Origin of the sequence: Chitinophaga sp., assembly GCF_039596155.1 — a bacterium.
GTDB lineage: Bacteria > Bacteroidota > Bacteroidia > Chitinophagales > Chitinophagaceae > Chitinophaga.
In genome coordinates, this window is sequence record NZ_JBCNKF010000059.1 from 1 (window position 1) to 18525 (window position 18525).

Sequence of the window (18525 nt, forward strand, 5' to 3'; positions counted from 1 at the left end):
TTACGAGATCAAAGGCGATCATATTGACTATTGGGATGATACCGGCTTTACCGCAGACGGTAAATTCGTTGATGAAAATACCCTGCATCATGGCGGATATATTTTTTATAGAGAAAAGCGGAGCTGACCAGCTCCGCTTTAATTATTACAATGCTCAATATTTTACCATTCACTGATGCCTGTATCCGGCGCATTGTCATCACTGAAGAACAAGCCTGTCGGCCCGTCAGCCCCTAATACCGCTGCCTTTACCACCCGCTTTGCAGCATCCTGCACCGTACCCGGTCCGCTATGATTATTAAAATCCGTAGCCGTATAGCATGGATCTACCGCGTTTACCTTAAATGGAGTATCCCTGAGCTCATACGCCAACACGATCGTATATGCATTTAACGCTGCCTTACTGGCCACATATGTCACCGGCTTCACCCGGTAGTGCACATAGTCCGGATCACTCTGCCTGTTCAATGATCCTAATCCCGAGGTTACATTCACAATTCTTGGTGCTGCAGACTGTTTCAACAAATCGATGAATGCCTGCGTTACCTCCACTACCCCAAAGAAGTTTGTCTCAAACACCTCTCTGAATACGCCAATCTCCGTTTCTGTACTACTTTGCGGATAACCGCCACTCACCCCCGCATTGTTGATCAATACGTCCAATGCCTTTATCTGACCACGGGCCGCCCTGATTGAATCAATGTTATCTACATCGATTACTACAGGTGCTACCTGGTCCAATCCTAAGGCCTGCAATTGCTTTACGGCCTGTTGCCCTTTTCCCAGATCCCGGCAGCCGAGGTATACATAATATCCCTGTTCCAATAACTGTTTTGCTGTTTCAAAACCAATACTCCTGTTGGCGCCTGTTATCAATACTGTTTTCATATTAAGTGATTTACAACCACAAAATTATACCCCCACCACCACGTAACAGGAACACATCAAACGGTTTTAATGGTACATTTTCCGGATTTATCAATTCCCGCCAGCCATCGCCTTCCCGCCAACCAATGCCCGGAAATGCTTCTTTAACAAACGGAATGGCTTGATAAAATAATAGAGATGGAAATAAGGCCAGTGCGTTCTATTAATGTCCTCTTCATTAGGAAGTAATAAAAAATGCAATGCTTTCAATAACGTACGCGGAGATTTCAGGAACCGGATCCGCATCGCTGCTATCTTGTTAAATCCCAGCGCGGTAGAGGTCAACAATTGTTCTGCCAGTACATCTGCACATTTGTTTCGCCCTTCCACTAAGCTCCCCTTTAGCAACCGGTCAATCAGGATATTGCCCAATTGCTCGTGCCTTTGCAATACAGCAGGTATTTGCCAGCTCTCATCCCGGGCTAACAGCACCATATCTATCAACGATCGCAGGTTTGGATAATAATCACTCGCGCCATGATTGATCAGCATCAGCTCATAATACTGCTGCCTGCTGATAGGTTGGGCAGAGGAGAGATAATCCGGCCCCAGTACGTCGCTGAACGCCAACGGCAGATCCACCAGGTAACCCGTAGGCTTATAATGAAACTCAAAACAAAATAACCGGCCATTCGACTGCCGCTTCTCAAAACAAATATCTTTTCTCCCCTCCACAAAATGCGCAGGAAACCGGTTGAAATAGTTCAGCTGCTTGCTGGTATACCCTTCTGCAATCATCACCGCTGCCAGCGCAGGCAGATGTTGCTGGTCAACTATCATGTCGATATCCGTAAATTCCCGCATAGCAATATCTCCACCATATGCAGTGATGGTGAAATCCAGGCCTTTATACATCCTTGCCGGGATCTGATGTTGTAGCAACAACTGTTGAATACGCGCAGACTCCATTCGCCTTTCAAATGCAAAGGCAGAATGTACACGGCAATAATTATAGAATTGGCTTAGGTTCGATGCAGGTACGGGGATCTTATGATTAACTAACACATGGTACACTACCGGTCTTATACGTTGCAAAGCTGATAACTTATACACCTCGTTCCAATCGATTTCATGCAACACGACAAACCGCTCCAGCTCTTCCGCTTTCGCTGATTTGATAAATACCCGGCAACAAAGAACTACACAAGCTATTTCAGAGGAATAGGATTGATTAATAGCTTCAATCTGCATTTATTGTACATTTAGCATATCATGCTGCCGTAATTTCTGCAGGAAATTCAACGTGTCGCTTTCACACTGCGCAGTTGAAATACCATACTCATCTACGAGCAAATTGATCAGGTCCTTTACCGCGACCGGGGCGGACAATTTGTTCCAGATCGCACTTCCAACGGGGTTGATATTAATATAATGACCTTGCTGAATATCCATTAATACTACTTCATCTCCGAGGTTGCTGATCATAAATTTCTCTTCCTTTCGACAAACAATATTCTCTAAATTCATGAAATGTGGAATTTTTTATTTTGTAAAAATAAGTATTATTGTATTATCATTAATTACTTATAAAGCCACGTGTCCACATTTACTTATTCAGGATTTGGCCTGAACATACTATCAGCAATCCCTTTCCCCGAATTATCTCCGGTATCCTCTTTTGAGCAGGTCCATGTTAATATTCGGTTTGGTGAAGTCCCCGCTGCCCCTGATGGTTTCTCTTTCAGTACAGGGAGAATTTCCTATACAATGAACGATCGTGAGTTACTATTTACCGTAGCCGGAGTAGGAAAATATTACGTAGCCGGAGGGAATACCATTATCATTCATCCGGAGAATGATGCAATCGAAACACGGCTGTTGCGCCTGTTCGTGCTCGCCACCGCTATGGCCGGCATCTTGCAGCAAAGGCATATCATTCCCATGCATACCGCTTCCGTGCTGATCGATGGGAAACTCACCCTCATCGGCGGGCATTCGGGTGCCGGAAAGTCCACTACACTGGCTGGGCTCATGAGTAAGCAGTTCCGTATATTTAGCGATGATATAGTCGTGCTTGCAGAAGGAACTGATCGCATCATACACGGTGTCGCATCCTATCCCATGATCAAACTATGGGAACAAAGCATGCAGGCATTTGAATACGAAGATCGCTCCTTCCGGGTAATGCCAGGTATGGAAAAGTACGGCCTCTTCTTCCATGATGATTTTGATACGAACCGATATCCCATTAATAAAATGATCGTGCTGAAAATAAGCGACGATCACCGGTTTTCAACTGAACACCTCACCGCAGGCAGCGCCTTTGCAGCAGTTGTAGAACATATATATAAGCCCTCATTCTTTAATACCCCCGAAATGCGTATACTTAAATTTAAGACCATCACACAGCTATTGCAACACACGGATGTATACCTGGTAGCCAGACCGGCCAACTGCGCGCCGGACGATTTGCTTTCCATTGTAACCTCCCTCATATGAATAAAACAGGCAGGAGAATGTTCACGGAAGCATGGTTGTGGCTTGCCCTGGCCAGAACAATGCTCCTTTTATTACCCTTCAGAAAACTGGCGCCCATCCTCGGAAAGAAAACCCTTCCTTCCGCAGAGCAGGACGACGAACTACAATACCAGCAGGAAAAATTACGCCGCATAGGCACCGCTATTCTGCGGGCAGGACGCCGGTCTCCCTGGCGCACCGAATGCTTCGAACAGGCACTGGCGGCTAAATTCATGCTCAAAGTTCGCCGTATGAAGAGTATCGTCTTTTTTGGTGTGAGCAAAAACAAGCAGAAAGGTAACTTCAGTGCCCACGCCTGGCTCAAATGTGGCAGCTATATCGTAACAGGAAATAAACATTTAGAACAATTTACTGTTATTGCTTGTTTCAAAAGTTGAACCATGAGTGCCATATTCGGTATTATCCATAAAAAGCGCAACCCGTTAGCGCCAACAGCAGTTCAACTTATCAGCAAGGTTTTGCAACACCGGGCAATTGATGGAATGGAGGTGTGGCAGGATGAATATATTGCCCTGGCCCATTGCAAACTAGCCATGAACGAGGCAGAACGCAACCAAAGTATGCCATTGGTAACTGAAAGCCTTGTAATCACTGCAGACATACACCTGGATAACAGGTCCTTCCTCGTGCAGCAGACCGGCGCGCCGGCACTCTGTGCGGATATTGTGTTGCTCCAATATGCCTGGCAAAAATGGCAACAGGATTGTGTCCATTACCTGGAAGGCGAATTTGCATTTTGTATCTGGGACAAAGTCCGCCAGCAATGTTTTCTAGCCACCGATCCTATCGGTTTTCGGTCGCTCTATTATTATGATGCACCCGAAGCCTTTATATGCTGCAGCGAACAAAAAGGGGTGGAAGCTTTCAGACCATCGCCTGCAAAATTCAATGAAGTCAGCCTGATTGAATACTACTTCCGGCAATCCTGCCCCGCTGCTACCTACGATGCAGATATATGGACACTGACGGGCGGTAATACCCTGGTAGTGGCCAATGGCGTTATGACCATCCGTAAATACTGGGAACCCAGGGGAGGTAAGTACAGGTTCAGAAAGGATACAGACTGGCAGGAATGCCTGAAGGAATTGATTTACGAAGCTGTCAGCAAAAGGCTGTCTACCGATAAGCCGGTTGGTATCACATTGAGTGGTGGCCTTGACTCATCTGTCATTGCATGCGTTCTGGCCCGGGTGCTGCAGGAAAAGAATCAGCCTTTATATGCCTTCTCTTCCATTCTGCCGGACATACACCATCCCGAAGAGGAAGACGAGCGCGCCTATATAGATGTGATCGGCAGGCATTGTCCTAATCTTATTCAAACATATGTAACAGCTACCTCCTATGGGCCGTTTGATGGCATATTGGCAGCTTTTGAAAGGGATGAAACCTTTCCCAACGCGTTTTATTATATGGACCACGCCATACTGGAAGCGGCAAAGGAAAAACAAACCGGGCTATTATATACCGGCTTTGGCGGTGATCACTGGGTGTCCTGGAAAGGTACCCCCGTTATTTATAATATGGTGAAAAGGGGACGCCTGGTGGGCGCCCTGAGACTGATGAAGCAATTCTCGGTCAAAGAGAGAAAAAAGCTCTCCCAGATTATAAAAAGAGAGGTGTTCTCACAGGCGGTAAAGCACAGAAAAGAAGAACAGGTGAAAGCCCCTTTCCTTCAGGACCTCTTTTTTCAGAAGTATAGCAGGGAATTGTCTTTCAGTGCCGTTGATGACATCACCGCCCATATGGTCGACAAACTCCGGAGTGGCAGAACCGGTTTGATACCCGCCATGCTCGCCAAGCGTAATGAACGGTTTGGCATGGAAAGTGCGGTGCCACTACTCGATAAAAAGATCATGGAATTTATGATCGATGTACCTGCTCATCTTTTCGTAAAAGGTGGATACAAAAGGAGTTTTATCAGGCATGCCATGAAAGACATTGTACCGGCAACAGTATTGTGGAGAAAGGATAAAGGCATGTATTCCCCTGATTATATATCGCGCATACATAACCACGTAAATTATATCAAAGAAGTCGTCCACTCAGATAAACATAATATGGCCTTTCAGCGTTATTTGTCAAGAGATGGATTATCTATAGATTATTCAAACCGAAAAGACACTGCTATCATAAGGGCAAACCAGTCTGTAATAGCCAGCGAAGTCCTGACCGCGTTATCTCAGAAAGGATACTTAATTTCGTGATCATCAATTAAAATATACCATAATGAATGAACAAATTACCCTAAACCCCATTTGGACAGCCCCTGACATTAAAGTGTACGAAGTAAATGACATCACGCTTGGAAGTGGCGGTGTCGGTTTTGATTTCGGTTCCGAATCAAGTCACTAATTTTTTGCATAAGGGCACATTGCAAAGATGAATCCCTATGCAAAAATCAGATAAGAAATATCCAATAAGAATTTTTATAAAACCCAGAAAGAATCGACTTATGGAAAACACACAAACAAAGCCAGTCTGGACTGCGCCAGACCTGAAAGTCTTCGAAGTAAATGATCTCACCCTCGGAAATGGAGGGGCAGGTTTCGACTTTGCATCTGAAGCAAGTACCTGATTATCTCATCGCCTTAAGCGGCGGTGCAGGCGTCTCCATTTATACTGCATCAGATAACAGGTGGATCTCACCATCATAATTGATGGCGCAGCCATCTGCTTTTGTGCTGAATGAAATACCAGGCGATCTCACCGGCGTAAAACGGCGTACAGGCTTCGGCTTTGCCGCTGAAATGCGTGCAAAGACGTAAAAGGGCTCATTGCAAAATGAGCCCTTTTCTTATACCATAATATGCTGCCTGGTAGGCAGGCACAAACATATCCTCCAGCAATAACATATTCACCTGTATCAACTGTTGATCTGCTGTTGCGATCAATAGCTGTGTTCCTTCATTGACCACACTGCCAGGTGGTAATGTAGTCGTATGGCCGGTTTGTAGGCCATCCATCAACTTGACCTGCTGACCATTCATACTCGTTGCCGCCCCTTTATTCCAGGGATTGCAGGCACGTATCAGGTTGCAGATCCCGGTGGCAGACATCTGCCCCCAGTCAATCACTACATCCTTTGCCTCCGGGCGTTTTTGATATGCATTCACACCTTTACCAGGAACAGCAGCGAGCGGCTTCCCGGCCAGCAATGCATTCAGGATAAAGTATACGCCTTCCACTACCAGCTGACTAAAGATCTGGTGCACCAGCGCATAGTTGTAATGTGGCTGATCAGGAAGATACTTGTTCCATACTACAGTCCCCGCATCAAATCTTTCAGTGAGTACATGGATGCTGAGGCATAACTGTGGCACCCCCATTTTCAATTGCCAGAACACAGGTACCGGTCCCCTGAATGCAGGAAGCGGTCCTGCATGGATATTGAATACGGGTACAGTGAACTGTGCCACATCCAGTAAGAACGGGTAGCCATATACAAACACCACAGCAGGCTTCACCTGCTCCAGCCAGTTGTATACATCGGCTGATTGCTGGCCCGTTACTAATTGAAAACGTGCCGCCATTGTTTGCACCTTCTGGTTCAAATAGGCATCCTGCCCGGGTGCAAAGTAAATACACACCTGCAAATTGTTATTTGCAAGTGTGTATGCCAGTGATAAAAATTGGTCACTGCTCGAAATAATTCCTATAATCATACCGGTTAAGAAAAGCTTGGGAATATACCTTGCATAGCAATGATATAGGTAAGGGTGACATAAGGCATCATATTATCATGCGGCTGCGTATCCCCGACTATTGACAGGGTAGCCGGATCCAGTGTCACATTGGGGGCGGTTGGCCCCGATGGCAATGGCAAAGTCGTATACAGTTTTACATCCGGATAGGGAGTAGGTGGCGGTGGAGTGCTGGTGGTACCATTGGTATTTGCCAGGAAATTGCCGGCAGGAGCGCCGGTGTTTGCATCGTCGGTACTGGCCTGCAGCGAATGTGTATGAGAAGGGATCTGCGTAGTCAGTAGCGTGACTTGTGCGGTACCTGCCTGTTGGCCCATTACATAACTGGAACCACCCAACAGGGTACCCTGATTATATCCAATCCGCTGACGCAGGTCAGGCAACGCGAAAGTAGTGATTCCATCACCACCATAGGTCGTGCCGATTAGCGCGAACAATGCATCATTTTCAGCGATGGAAAGCAGTGCTCCATTACAAACCGCCCAGCCGACAGGGGCGTAGTTGCCGCTAAAAAGTCTTATTTCTCCAAGGTAATTATCCATAAAATATTTTTGAAAGTGTGGTGAATGTTACTGCCTGGAAGGGTATATACCCTGTGCGGCAATACAATAATTCATGACCAGGTAAGGCTGCCTGTTATCGTGCGCCTGATTACCACCCGTCTGTGTAATACAGGGCGCCATTGGCGTTAACGTCCCTGCAGGCGCATATAAATTGACAGTCGCTTTGTTACTCACCGGCGAAGCACCCTTTATATCCGGGTTACCAAGGTAATTGGTAGAAGGCGTACCCAGGTCATAGGCATTGCTGGTACGAACCAGGTGAGTATGTATAGGCAGCTCGTTGCTGACAAGCGTAACCGTTTCAGCACCACCCGGCTGACCGATTGAATAAGGCGTACCACTTTTACTGGTACCTGTACCTACAATGGTTCTGCCGTTTAAGTTAGGTAGTTGAAAGTTGGTCGTGCCATTGCCGCCGTAGTAAATGCCCAGCAATGAAAACAGCGCCTGGTTCTGAGCAATAGGTAATAGCTGTCCGCTGCAAGGGATCCAACCTCTTGGAGCCTGACCGTAACTGAACACACGGATCTCTCCGAGATAATTTTCCATAAGAAAAAGTCATTTGGGGGTGAAAAAAAATAGGGAATCAGGGGCGTTGTGGAAATATACCTTCTACACAAATACAATATGTCATTGCAAGGTTGGGTGCCATATTGTTGTGTCCCTGGTCACCACCGGCCGTTGTAATGCTCTGCGGGTTGAGTGTTACACTGGCAGTATCCGCGTAAGCAATAATACCCTGGTTAAAACCTGATGAGAAGGCATTGGTAAGATAAGATCCCGACCCAGGTACATTGGTAGCTGCTGATACCTGCGCCGCATTTGAACGCGTTACCGCCTGCAACTGGTGGTTATGTGCAGGAATAGTGTTCGTGGTAAGCGTTACCTTTTCCGATCCCCCCGTAATGCCGGGATAATTAAAACCGGGCTGCTGTGAATCTACACCTACAGCGGTTACTCCCCGTAAATCCGGTAGCATGAATGTGGTGGTACCATTTCCCCCAAATTGAGTGCCGATCACTGCGAACAATACTGACTGGGATTGAATAGAGACGGTACTTCCGTCACAGGGAAGCCATCCGCGGGGCACGAAATTGAAGCCAAATGCTCTGATTTCGCCAATGAAAGAATCCATAATGTAAATGATTAAAAACGTGGTTATAAATAATGGGTTTCTATATTAGCTGTGGTGTTTGGGATTTATATTTTAATACATTTCTTACAAACAATTATAACAGTACGAATGTAGGTAAAGTTCGAAATCTAAAAAATATTTTTTGAAATGGAGAACGTTGAAAATTAAGGATACATGGCCCTTGTCTGGTCACGATAGGTAGCTGGCGTAAGCCCTGTTTCGCGTTTGAAAAAACGGTTAAAATAAGACGTATCTGCAAAGCCTAAATGGAATGAAATATCCTTCAGTGGCTGGTTTGTATGGAAGAGTAAGCGCCTCGCTTCCATGATCAGACGATCGTGAATATGCTTGATCGCAGGCTTGCCACTTTGGTTCCTGATTACATCACTTAAATGCCCGGAAGAAATATTAAGCATTGATGCATAATCATTCACTTCATGATACTGCTGATAGCAAACGTCTATCTTTTCCTGGAATCGTTTCAATAATTGCTGCTCGCTGCTAAGGTCATTCCCTTTATATTGTGCGGTATACAATCTGCTCAGATAGGTCAGTAATATAGTCAGGTAAGCACTCAGCATGCGTTGCTGCCATTCCCCTGCCTGCTTGTATTCGATAGTGATTTTCTGCATCAGGTCATCTATAAAGACAGTGTCAGCAGCCGTTAGCTTCAGCTCAAACCCGTTAAAAGGATTGACAATTAAAGGTAACTTTAGTAAAGCCGCATTTTCCTGCAGTGATAAAAACTCTTTGGTAAAAGCAATGCCCGTACTCCATAATTGTTTTACCTCCTCCTTTACAATCACCTGGCTGGGACCGGAGAAATAAACCGTATTATCATTCAGTATATATGAGTTCATATCTATCCATTGCCGGCTACCACCTTTCCGTATAAACACTATCAGGTAATGATCCTTGCGATGCGGGATCAGCAAATCTGAACGATGGGGAAAATCACCTTCGAAATTGTAAACCCTAAACTGTTTGCCTGCAGAGAACTCGTCCTGCTCCAAAGTATACACAGGTACTGTCAGCGTATTCATAGGCTCAATTTAAATCTTCCGATGCTGTATTAGCAACTACATTGTTAAATTTTTATCACCCCAATCTACTTCTTTTACTCCCATAGAAATGTGGGATGGCTAAAGAGGCGTTTATGAAGACGCCGGTATTTCAAAGATGACTGATGTACCACACCATGGCAGGATGATTGCCATACGGAAACAAATTAATGGATTAAAAAACGGGGGTGCATCCCAAGTGCGATACACCCCCGTTGTGCGCGCTGCTGATAGCGCTTTTTAAATTTAAGCCCATCCTGCACTTATCGCGTTCTATTGACACTTTTTAGAACAACTTTTCCTGTGGTGGTTTTACCCCCGCCAGTCTAAGATAAACAGTGGCCTGGCCCCGGTGGTGTGTCTGGTGCTCAAACGCTTTTTCGATGGCCTGTTCTTTGGTGAGTTCAAACTTTCCAAACAGGTTCACCTTTTCATTCAGCTGAGCGGCAGACATCTTTTTGAGATTATCAATCACGTAATCATATCCATCCATCACGGCTTTGGTGACAGCAGCTTTGGACTTATCAGCAGATTTTTCAGATTCACCAAATCCTACAGGGCTTTTCTGTCCGGTAACGGCAGCAATGAAGCCGTAATTGGCATCTGTCAGGTGCAGGAACTGCTCTGCAAAGGAACGCATGTCCGGCGTAGGTTTCAAACCATAATCTTTATCGGGCATCGCATCCAGGTATTCTTTGGAGTACGCTTTTGCCCGTTCCCATTCTTTTACGAGCGCTTCATTCTGGGATTGCGCTTTGGCAATGCTGGTGGCGCCCAGCAATACCGCAAGGAGGTACATCGTTGCTAGTTTCATGAATTACAGGTTTTAGAAGCCGAATTTAGTCACCTTTTACCATTTCCCGCAAAAAGATCTCCTTTACCTTCGCAATTTCCTGTTCATAAATACTCTTCTTTCTGGTGCCAAAATAGAGCGTGTTTTCGTGGATCTTGCTGCCTTCCCATAATACCTTCACCTTACCCTCATCGAGCTCCTTTTTAGCCAGAAAATCCGGTACTACAGCGATCCCATCACCTACACTCAGGCAGCGTAAGATCGAACAGATATTTGGAACGATATAATTCGGCTTGAAATCTGGTCTTTTGTCAAAATTGTTGAACCAAAACCTGCGCAGGTGCTCCATATCCCCGGTAGTACCATACCAGGTCTGTGACTTCAGCCAGTCCAGTATTCCCTGTTTGTCATCTGTCTTCAGCAGTTTTCTGAACTTCGCCGTATTCGTTTTTGCACCCCCTACTACCACGATCTTCTCCTTAAAGAAAGGCTCATACTTCAATTGCGGATAATCTCCCTTCTGTGGCGTAATGATCAGGTCCAGGATACCCGCATCCAGGTCACTCAGCATTTCCGGATACTCTCCGAATTTGATGATCACATTAAAAGGTAGCGTAGGCAGGTACGGCTCCAGTGTGAACTGAAACGTTTCAAAGCACATGCCCACGCTCACCGTCGGACGCGTTGCTTCTGTACTCCGGTGAAAGTGCTGCTCTGCCTCTTCCAGCTTGTTCAGCGCTTCGAGAATATAATTGTACAGGAGCTTGCCGCGTTCAGTAGCAATCAGCTTCCGGGAGCTGCGGTCAAACAACTTATGACCCACATACGCCTCCAGCGAACTGAGGTGCAGGCTGATACCAGGTTGAGACACGTATAGCGCTTCTGCAGCGCCTGTGAGACTACCAGTCTCATATATCGTTTTAAAGGTGCGGAACCATTCAAGATTAACCATCTATCAGAATTATGATACAAAGGTATAATTTATATTATTTTAATAGTAGATGAGGGCTTCCTAGTTTTGCATTCGTAAATCAGATAAGACAATGAAAAAGATTTTCGTGATAAATGGCGGACAGGTATTCGGTCACTCCGGCGGCCGTTTTAACAGCACGATTGCTGCAGCTACGCAGGCTTTCTTTGGCAGCAGGGAAGGATATCAGGTACGCTACACTGATATCAATAATGATTATGTACCGGAAAAGGAAGTGGAGAACTTTGTTTGGGCAGATGTAGTTATATATCATACACCTGTTTGGTGGTTTGGCTTACCACACGGGTTCAAAAAGTATCTCGATGTAGTTTTTACAGCCGGCCAGGGTAAAGGGATCTATCGCAGTGATGGCCGCAAGGCAGAGAATCCGGCTATCAACTATGGTACCGGCGGCATGCTGCAGGGGCGTAAATACCTGCTCACTACTTCGTGGAATGCACCTGCTACAGCTTTTACATTACCAGGTGAGTTCTTCCAGGAAAAGTCAGTGGATGAAGGTGTGCTCTTTGGTTTCCATCGCATGAATGCCTTTACAGGGATGACTCCATTGGAGAGCCTGCATTTCCATGATGTAGAAAAGAATGCCAACATCCCTGCAGATGTAAACCGGTATAACAACCACCTGGAGAAAGTATTTACAAACTGTTAAACTTTTGTTGCGGTCTACTGGTTGCTGGAAATGTTTCCTATATTTCCTGCAACCAGTAGACCATATATGGAAATTATACGGAAGCTCAGATTGATATTAATATTCTCCCGAAGATTTCTGATTGCTGCGTTTTTCTTTACAGCATTATTTTGTTTGCTGTCATTAAAATTCGGCACTGAGCATATAAAGGTATTAGTTTTCGTATTGAAGTTACTTACCAGTGTGATGATTGGGTATGTTACGCTCCAGTACAGGAAGAACGAGTTATATTTCTATTATAATGCTCACCTGTCACCTGTAGTAGTGCTCATTGCAGGACTGATCCTGGAATTTATTCTTTTCGCCATCTTAATGCCTTATTGTTTTTAATCATGAGCATACTGGAAGCTGATAGTATCCGATATAATATAAGTGGCAGGCAACTATTATCAGACGTCTATCTGAAGCTGGAAACAGGAAAAGTGACCGGTTTGGTCGGGAGAAATGGCGAAGGCAAGTCGACGTTGTTTAAAATCATGTATGGTGTGCTTAACACAGAAGATCGTTCTGTACGCGTAGACGGGAAATACATGGGACATAAGATATACAAGGTGCCCAACCTTTTAGGTTTCCTGCCGCAAAAAAATTTCATTCCTAAATACCTGAAAGTAAGCAATCTCTTTTCACTGTATAAACTGAGCATGCCAGACTGTTTTGCAGCATTCCCGGAACTTGAAAAATGCGTCAATTCTTCTTTCGCTGATCTGTCAGGGGGAGAAACCCGCCTCTTCGAAATTTACTTCATCATAAAGTCTCCATATAAATTTGTGATACTCGATGAGCCATTTACGCTCATATCACCCATCTTTATAGATAGGTTGAAAGCTTTTTTTGCCAGGGAGAAGAAGAACAAGGGAATACTTTTATCCGATCATATGTTTTACGAAGTGATGGATGTCTGTGACGATCTGTATTTATTAAGTAATGGTGTAGTGAGAAAGACAAGCATGCAGGAATTGAAAGTGTCCTATCTCGGGATTTCTGAATAGTGGCGCTACTGCTTACTGGGTATAAACTACACGTGTTGCTGTAAGCATCCCGATATACTGGTTAGCATTGAATAAATTCAGGTTGATAATTGCCCTATATGCGATAGATGTACACTACATGACGAGTCGTTGTACATCCTGTTTTTGTTAAAATTGTAATTTGTAGAAATATTCTTGTTTTAAAAAGGGGCTATCTCAAACGAGAGGGCCCCTTTTATTCGGACGAGTGACAGGGAAAATATTTCAAGCAATTTACCTAAGGTTCAATTTACTTCTGATACATCCCCAGGTGCATTATAGTCCGCATGCAATAAAACTGAAAAATCGATCTTTGACGATACCGTCAGAGGACCCGGTTTTTACACGAAAACGGTCCTTCTGAATAAAGACTAACACTGCGTTGTCAAGTGTGTCACCTCCATCGGGCCAATTAACAGGGTCATTGTTAAAAATTTGGGTAGCGGATACCGCCGGAACAGCCGAAAAGGTCTTGTCGAATAAAATAGTAAATATGCCAGTCCCATTCTTATCAACCTTGAATCCTGTTCCGGAAACGATTTTACCATATGGGTCTACTGTGCCGCCGATAATTGTTGTAGTTTGAATGTCCATGATTGTTTAAATTTTAATTGTTAGTACTATTTTTAGTAAACGGGTTTGAATGAACCTTAATAGGTTTTAATATGAGGGTGCTATTATTATTATTATTATTATTAAATAGGGTCTATCAAGTTTATCAATCATGATGGGCAACTCACTCGGCATTTAACAGTATTAATACTCATTGTTGAATTTTTTTGCCATTTTCAATCTATTATTATTTTAACTTTCTTATGATTGATGAAAGATCCATCGCCTCAGAACTTCCATACGAAATTAGCCATAAGTGAACCCTCGTAAAACACGGTTTCCCGGTATTTTATCCTCCCGGAAAACCGTTACCCGAACGAAATAAAAATCCCTCTATATGAAAACAAAAGGCACAGACGTTTATTTTAAAAATGTCGTTATTAACTATGCTCAATTACCCTGCAATTATCCCATTCCAAACAATAGATCAACTAACCGACAAGCAGCTGCTCATGCAGATTATGATAATGGCATACTTTCACTGTTTTTCTTAATGGGGTTGACATGTGAAGAAGCTATCTGCCATCCAGGTACTCCAGCTGTTGCGATAAGAACTATAGAATTACCGGATGGTAAAATGACGGTAAACTATACCCTGTATATTTGCATCCCGCTGGAAGCCTTATCAGAAAAAGTACCCACAAGAATTGGAATTTTTAATTCTTTAATTAATTTACCCGCAAATGGCCAGAGTATTGGAACAATTACGTTGGAAATTAAATTTACCAGTAATCAATATGCCGATAATGTAGGGAAAGTAGTCATGGATGCAAATATATTGCCTACTACTTCCGTCTCTTAAAAGCTTCCTATGCCTCTATCGAAGTATGTTTGTTTTATCCTGTTATTATTACCGTTTATAGGAAACAGTCAGGGACGCATACAGGTACTCACTGATAGTATCCGGATAGCTATGTCCGGACCTGATCCGGACAGCAGTAGCCTCCATGTTTTATTAAACCTTGTACAAGTGCCAGGTACTTCGCCAGACACGCTGCTGAAATATGGAAAGCAATGGTATGCCTACACAGAAAGGACTGCTACCGTAAATGGAAAACCTGAAGCATTGTATGTGATTGGCCTGGCCCTTTACAGGAAGGGGCTGAATTCCAAAGCCGCTGAATATTTATATAAAGCTGCCGCCATCTGGGATAGGGATGGGAGCAATCCCCTGCAGCTTGCCCGTACCTTTGAACTGATTGCTGGCATTCAAAAGACCATGCAACAGTATGAAACAGCGCTTAAATTTTACAGAAGAAGCATGGCCATCAAAAGCAAGCTTCGTTCACCCTCCATATTGCTTAGTACCTACAATGGATTGGGAAATACTTTCAGATTGGTTAAACAGATCGATTCCGCCATTTTCTATCTTAAAAAGGCCTATATGCTGTCGGGAGATAATGACCTGGCGCAGGCACAGGTGAGTAACAACCTTGGAAATATTTACTGGTCGGAAAAGGACTGGCAAACGGCAGCGGGTTGGTATAATAAGGCGCTTAACAGTTTTATAAAACTCAATCAGGAAGAGGGCATTTCAGAAGTATCCTTCAATCTTGGAACCATTGCTACACAGCAAAAGCAATATAAAAAGGCGATATCATATTATCAGCGATGCCTGAAGAATTTGCCACAAAATCTATCGCTGGAACACATAGAATGGGTATATGAACACCTTGCGGATGCATATTATCATACAGGTAATTTTAATAAGGCTTATATAAATGAAGTCGCCTATCTGAAAGTAAAAGACAGCACCCTGCCATTGAAAGTGCAGCAGTCCATCGCTGACCTGCAGGAAAAATATGAAACAGAAAAGAAGGAACATGCATTGGCGCTTGAACAGGAAAAAACAGCACGATTGCAGGCGACAAACAGTTATCAGCTGAGGCTACTTTTTTTATTGTCAGGAATCGTATTGCTGGTAGGAGGCATGGGCGGTGTAATAATATGGAATGTACGCCGGAAACAGATATTGGCAAATGAGCTGAAGGATAAGGAACAAGCCCTGAAGACAAACATTGCCATGCTGGCCGGAAGGGAACAGGAAAGAAACAGGATCGCCCGGGACCTGCACGATCGCCTGGGGGGTACTCTTTGTTCCGTACAGCTATGTGTAGACAGCATGAACGATTCACCTCCTGTCAAAGAGAAAATAAACATGCTGTTAGATACTGCTATTAACGATGTACGGCGTATCTCTCATGATCTTTCTGATAATATACTGTTGAAATACGGTCTGGAAGCGGGATTAAAAGATATCAGGGAGTCAATAGAAATGACCGGTCAGTTGAAAGTAACACTCTATCTTCAGGGGCTGGAAAAACTGCCAATGCATGTTTCAGTAGAAATATATTATATCATACGGGAGCTCGCTACGAATGCAATCAGGCATAGTGAAGCATCACAACTTTTTATTCAGGTGCGGGGAGAAAAGAACGAACTGGTACTTACAGTGGAGGACAATGGAAAAGGATTTGATCCTGTCGCTATGAATAAGGGAATGGGGCTTGCTAACATTGAAACGAGGGTTAGAAAATTAAAAGGCGATTATACGATTGACACTGTAAAAGGAAATGGAAGTTGTTTTTACTTCAGTATTCCGTTACTATAATTTCCGAATTATATATGTCTGACCAATTTATAATAATCATTGACGATCATCGGCTATTTGCAGAGGGAGTTGGTTCATTGTTGGAAGGGAACGGTTTTAATAATATAAAGATATTATCAGGTGAAAACCAGCTTGGGTTCCAGTTACAGGCAGCGGAGCCACCCCTTATTTTATTAGACCTGGTAATGGAAAATGCAGATGGGATAGAATTAGCTGCCAACATCAAATTAAATTACCCCGCGGTTAAAATTTTAGTCGTCTCCATGCATGCCCGGCGGATCTATCTTGAGAAATTACTAAAGATTGGTGTCGAGGGATATATCCTGAAGAATGTGAGTAATCAGGAAATGGTTACAGCTATCAGGCGAATTCTACAGGGAGAACGTTATTTTTCACCCATGCTTGGGGAAATGATGCTGCGGAATATGACAGAGATGGAATATACGGCAGCTGTACTTACCCCCAGGGAAAAGGAAATATTAAAGCTGATTGCAGAGGGGGGGAGTACTAAGGAAATCGCCGATCAGCTATCCTTAAGTATAAACACCATCGAAACCCATAGAAAGAATATGCTTTTTAAGACCGGGCTGCGTAATGTAGCTCAATTGATAAAATGGGGGTATGAAAATGGATTGTTATAATATTTTATATTCAAAATAGTAGTTATGCCCGCAAGTCCGCTTACATCAGCTATTCAAAAACGTCAATATCAACTTCGCCGCTATCTCCGGTTGCCCTCCACTTAAATGCCTTTGCGTTACCTCCCCCAGATACCCCCCATGTCCACCTGGTAAAATCGCCAGTTCAGCTTTTGGAAACAACCTGAACATCTCCACAAAATGCTCCACTGTCATCACATCCTGGTCCCCTCCGAGAATCAGGGTAGGGGCTGTAATATTCCGCAGCATTTCATCCGGCCAGTCCTTAAATGCGATCATCCTGTCCCTGTCACGATTATGCATCACCTCCAGCGCAGCAGGATCATTATTGATAGCCAGGTAAGCCTCCTGCAATCCCATCGGCATATTATCCAGGCTTGCTTTATCCATAAAATCAAAAAATCCTTTAAACAGCCCGTCTCTCTTGTAAAAAGACGATGCAATCACCAGCTTCTTTATCAACTGTGGGTGACGCGCGGCCAGTTGCATGGCGGTATTCCCCCCATTACTAAACCCTAAGATCTCTGCCTGCGGAATTTTTAAGAAATCCAGCAACGCCGCCACATCGTCGGCATCCTGCTCAAAAGTAGTAGGCGTACCCCTGTCTTTTGTATGCCCGTGGGCTTGTAATTCCATGGCAATAATCTGCCTGTCCGCAGCCAGCAGGGGAATAAAGTAACCAAAATTGCTTTCGATAGTAGAGCCTCCACCGTGGATCAATACGAGCGGCGCCCCACTACCATAGATTTCATAATAAAGGTCTAATCCATTGGTCGGCGCGTAGCCGGAAGTGGTAGCTTGCATAACAGGGGAATTGGGTCAGGGACGCAATCTAGTGATAATATTTTAATCCAGGTGTGCAGTGCAATTGTACAGGTCGCAGGACCATTTGGCATCTTCCACTAAAAACCTTGATACGCCTGTGTTTTTGAGGTGTTCGGTCAATACAAAATCCGGTGTCAGGTGACGGAGCATATGGCGAATAAAGCTTCCATGACTCACAATTAATATTTTCTTGCCGGCATGCTCTTCCAATAAATCCTGCATGAAGGCAACGCCTCGTTCATATACAGCATCCGGTTTTTCGATGCCCAGGTCCAGTTCACGCCAGTCTGGTCCCCATTTGGCAATTCGATCTTCTTCTACCGTACCTTCAGTCTGGCCACCGGATACTTCGCGGAGTCGCTCATCAGTGAAAACAGGAGAGATGCCGATGGCTTCCGCAATGATTTCCCCGGTTCTTTTAGCCCTGGAGAGATGACTGGTGTAGAGAATGTCCCAGGGTTGTTCGGTAGCCAG

At 44.4% G+C, this 18525-nt stretch carries 24 protein-coding genes; 11 read left to right on the top strand and 13 right to left on the bottom strand.

Annotated elements, in window-relative coordinates:
• Positions 1-7: 7 nt before the first annotated feature.
• Positions 8-127, top strand: coding sequence for an Atu4866 domain-containing protein (locus ABDW33_RS30925; protein ID WP_343693976.1), 120 nt, complete (start codon positions 8-10; stop codon positions 125-127).
• 35 nt (positions 128-162) lie between these two features.
• Here the strand turns inward: ABDW33_RS30925 and ABDW33_RS30930 are convergent, their stop codons facing one another.
• The 3 genes from ABDW33_RS30930 to ABDW33_RS30940 form a co-directional block, all read right to left on the bottom strand.
• Positions 163-888 carry an SDR family oxidoreductase gene (locus ABDW33_RS30930; RefSeq protein WP_343693953.1) on the bottom strand — a complete coding sequence of 242 codons (726 nt, stop codon included), beginning with the start codon at positions 886-888 and terminating at the stop codon, positions 163-165.
• A gap of 90 nt (positions 889-978) precedes the next feature.
• On the bottom strand, positions 979-2118 hold the full coding sequence (locus ABDW33_RS30935; protein ID WP_343693954.1) for a nucleotidyltransferase family protein: 1140 nt from the start codon (positions 2116-2118) through the stop codon (positions 979-981).
• Positions 2119-2394 (bottom strand): PqqD family protein, encoded by a 276-nt coding sequence (locus ABDW33_RS30940; protein WP_343693955.1) that lies wholly within the window; start codon positions 2392-2394, stop codon positions 2119-2121.
• Positions 2395-2463: 69 nt separating this feature from the next.
• Here ABDW33_RS30940 and ABDW33_RS30945 point away from each other — a divergent pair, with 69 nt between their 5' ends.
• From ABDW33_RS30945 to ABDW33_RS30960, 4 genes are all read left to right on the top strand, one after another.
• Positions 2464-3366: a hypothetical protein gene (locus ABDW33_RS30945; RefSeq protein WP_343693956.1), complete on the top strand. Its 903-nt coding sequence runs from the start codon at positions 2464-2466 to the stop codon at positions 3364-3366.
• Entirely contained in the window at positions 3363-3782 is a 420-nt protein-coding gene (locus ABDW33_RS30950) for a lasso peptide biosynthesis B2 protein (RefSeq protein WP_343693957.1), read from the top strand. The genes ABDW33_RS30945 and ABDW33_RS30950 overlap by 4 nt, the downstream gene beginning before the upstream one ends.
• A gap of 3 nt (positions 3783-3785) precedes the next feature.
• Positions 3786-5609, top strand: coding sequence for an asparagine synthase-related protein (locus ABDW33_RS30955; RefSeq protein ID WP_343693958.1), 1824 nt, complete (start codon positions 3786-3788; stop codon positions 5607-5609).
• Between the two features lie 248 nt (positions 5610-5857).
• Complete coding sequence (locus tag ABDW33_RS30960) at positions 5858-5980, top strand: hypothetical protein (RefSeq protein WP_343693959.1); 123 nt, start codon at positions 5858-5860, stop codon at positions 5978-5980.
• Positions 5981-6176: 196 nt separating this feature from the next.
• On the opposite strand, the gene ABDW33_RS30965 is transcribed toward ABDW33_RS30960, so the two are convergent.
• The 7 genes from ABDW33_RS30965 to ABDW33_RS30995 all read right to left on the bottom strand — a co-directional run bounded on the left by ABDW33_RS30965 (position 6177) and on the right by ABDW33_RS30995 (position 11610).
• The gene (locus tag ABDW33_RS30965; protein ID WP_343693960.1) at positions 6177-7067 is read right to left on the bottom strand and encodes a formyltransferase family protein; all 891 of its coding nucleotides are present in this window, start codon (positions 7065-7067) and stop codon (positions 6177-6179) included.
• Positions 7068-7072: 5 nt separating this feature from the next.
• A complete protein-coding gene (locus tag ABDW33_RS30970) occupies positions 7073-7648 on the bottom strand; it encodes a tail fiber protein (protein ID WP_343693961.1) in 576 nt (191 codons plus the stop codon).
• A gap of 27 nt (positions 7649-7675) precedes the next feature.
• The gene (locus ABDW33_RS30975; protein WP_343693962.1) at positions 7676-8218 is read right to left on the bottom strand and encodes a tail fiber protein; all 543 of its coding nucleotides are present in this window, start codon (positions 8216-8218) and stop codon (positions 7676-7678) included.
• A 37-nt stretch (positions 8219-8255) separates the two neighbouring features.
• Entirely contained in the window at positions 8256-8804 is a 549-nt protein-coding gene (locus tag ABDW33_RS30980; RefSeq protein WP_343693963.1) for a tail fiber protein, read from the bottom strand.
• A 164-nt stretch (positions 8805-8968) separates the two neighbouring features.
• Positions 8969-9847 (bottom strand): helix-turn-helix domain-containing protein, encoded by an 879-nt coding sequence (locus ABDW33_RS30985; protein ID WP_343693964.1) that lies wholly within the window; start codon positions 9845-9847, stop codon positions 8969-8971.
• Between the two features lie 304 nt (positions 9848-10151).
• The gene (locus ABDW33_RS30990; protein WP_343693965.1) at positions 10152-10679 is read right to left on the bottom strand and encodes a DinB family protein; all 528 of its coding nucleotides are present in this window, start codon (positions 10677-10679) and stop codon (positions 10152-10154) included.
• Between the two features lie 25 nt (positions 10680-10704).
• Positions 10705-11610: a LysR family transcriptional regulator gene (locus ABDW33_RS30995; RefSeq protein ID WP_343693966.1), complete on the bottom strand. Its 906-nt coding sequence runs from the start codon at positions 11608-11610 to the stop codon at positions 10705-10707.
• Between the two features lie 91 nt (positions 11611-11701).
• Here ABDW33_RS30995 and ABDW33_RS31000 point away from each other — a divergent pair, with 91 nt between their 5' ends.
• From ABDW33_RS31000 to ABDW33_RS31010, 3 genes are all read left to right on the top strand, one after another.
• Positions 11702-12298 (top strand): NAD(P)H-dependent oxidoreductase, encoded by a 597-nt coding sequence (locus tag ABDW33_RS31000; RefSeq protein ID WP_343693967.1) that lies wholly within the window; start codon positions 11702-11704, stop codon positions 12296-12298.
• Positions 12299-12502: 204 nt separating this feature from the next.
• On the top strand, positions 12503-12667 hold the full coding sequence (locus ABDW33_RS31005; RefSeq protein ID WP_343693968.1) for a hypothetical protein: 165 nt from the start codon (positions 12503-12505) through the stop codon (positions 12665-12667).
• Between the two features lie 2 nt (positions 12668-12669).
• Positions 12670-13326, top strand: a complete 657-nt coding sequence (locus tag ABDW33_RS31010; RefSeq protein ID WP_343693969.1) for an ATP-binding cassette domain-containing protein — start codon at positions 12670-12672, stop codon at positions 13324-13326.
• 294 nt (positions 13327-13620) lie between these two features.
• Here the strand turns inward: ABDW33_RS31010 and ABDW33_RS31015 are convergent, their stop codons facing one another.
• Complete coding sequence (locus ABDW33_RS31015) at positions 13621-13938, bottom strand: hypothetical protein (protein WP_343693970.1); 318 nt, start codon at positions 13936-13938, stop codon at positions 13621-13623.
• A 355-nt stretch (positions 13939-14293) separates the two neighbouring features.
• Between ABDW33_RS31015 and ABDW33_RS31020 the strand changes: the two genes are divergently transcribed.
• Genes ABDW33_RS31020 through ABDW33_RS31030 form a run of 3 tightly spaced genes read left to right on the top strand, consistent with a single transcriptional unit; the run spans position 14294 to position 17208 of the window.
• On the top strand, positions 14294-14758 hold the full coding sequence (locus ABDW33_RS31020) for a hypothetical protein (protein WP_343693971.1): 465 nt from the start codon (positions 14294-14296) through the stop codon (positions 14756-14758).
• A 9-nt stretch (positions 14759-14767) separates the two neighbouring features.
• The gene (locus ABDW33_RS31025; RefSeq protein ID WP_343693972.1) at positions 14768-16567 is read left to right on the top strand and encodes a tetratricopeptide repeat protein; all 1800 of its coding nucleotides are present in this window, start codon (positions 14768-14770) and stop codon (positions 16565-16567) included.
• Between the two features lie 14 nt (positions 16568-16581).
• Positions 16582-17208: a response regulator transcription factor gene (locus tag ABDW33_RS31030; RefSeq protein ID WP_343693973.1), complete on the top strand. Its 627-nt coding sequence runs from the start codon at positions 16582-16584 to the stop codon at positions 17206-17208.
• A 45-nt stretch (positions 17209-17253) separates the two neighbouring features.
• Here the strand turns inward: ABDW33_RS31030 and ABDW33_RS31035 are convergent, their stop codons facing one another.
• Positions 17254-18030 carry an alpha/beta hydrolase gene (locus ABDW33_RS31035; protein WP_343693974.1) on the bottom strand — a complete coding sequence of 259 codons (777 nt, stop codon included), beginning with the start codon at positions 18028-18030 and terminating at the stop codon, positions 17254-17256.
• A gap of 42 nt (positions 18031-18072) precedes the next feature.
• Positions 18073-18525, bottom strand: a 453-nt coding sequence (locus tag ABDW33_RS31040) for a histidine phosphatase family protein (RefSeq protein ID WP_343693975.1), incomplete at its 5' end; no start/stop codon positions are given.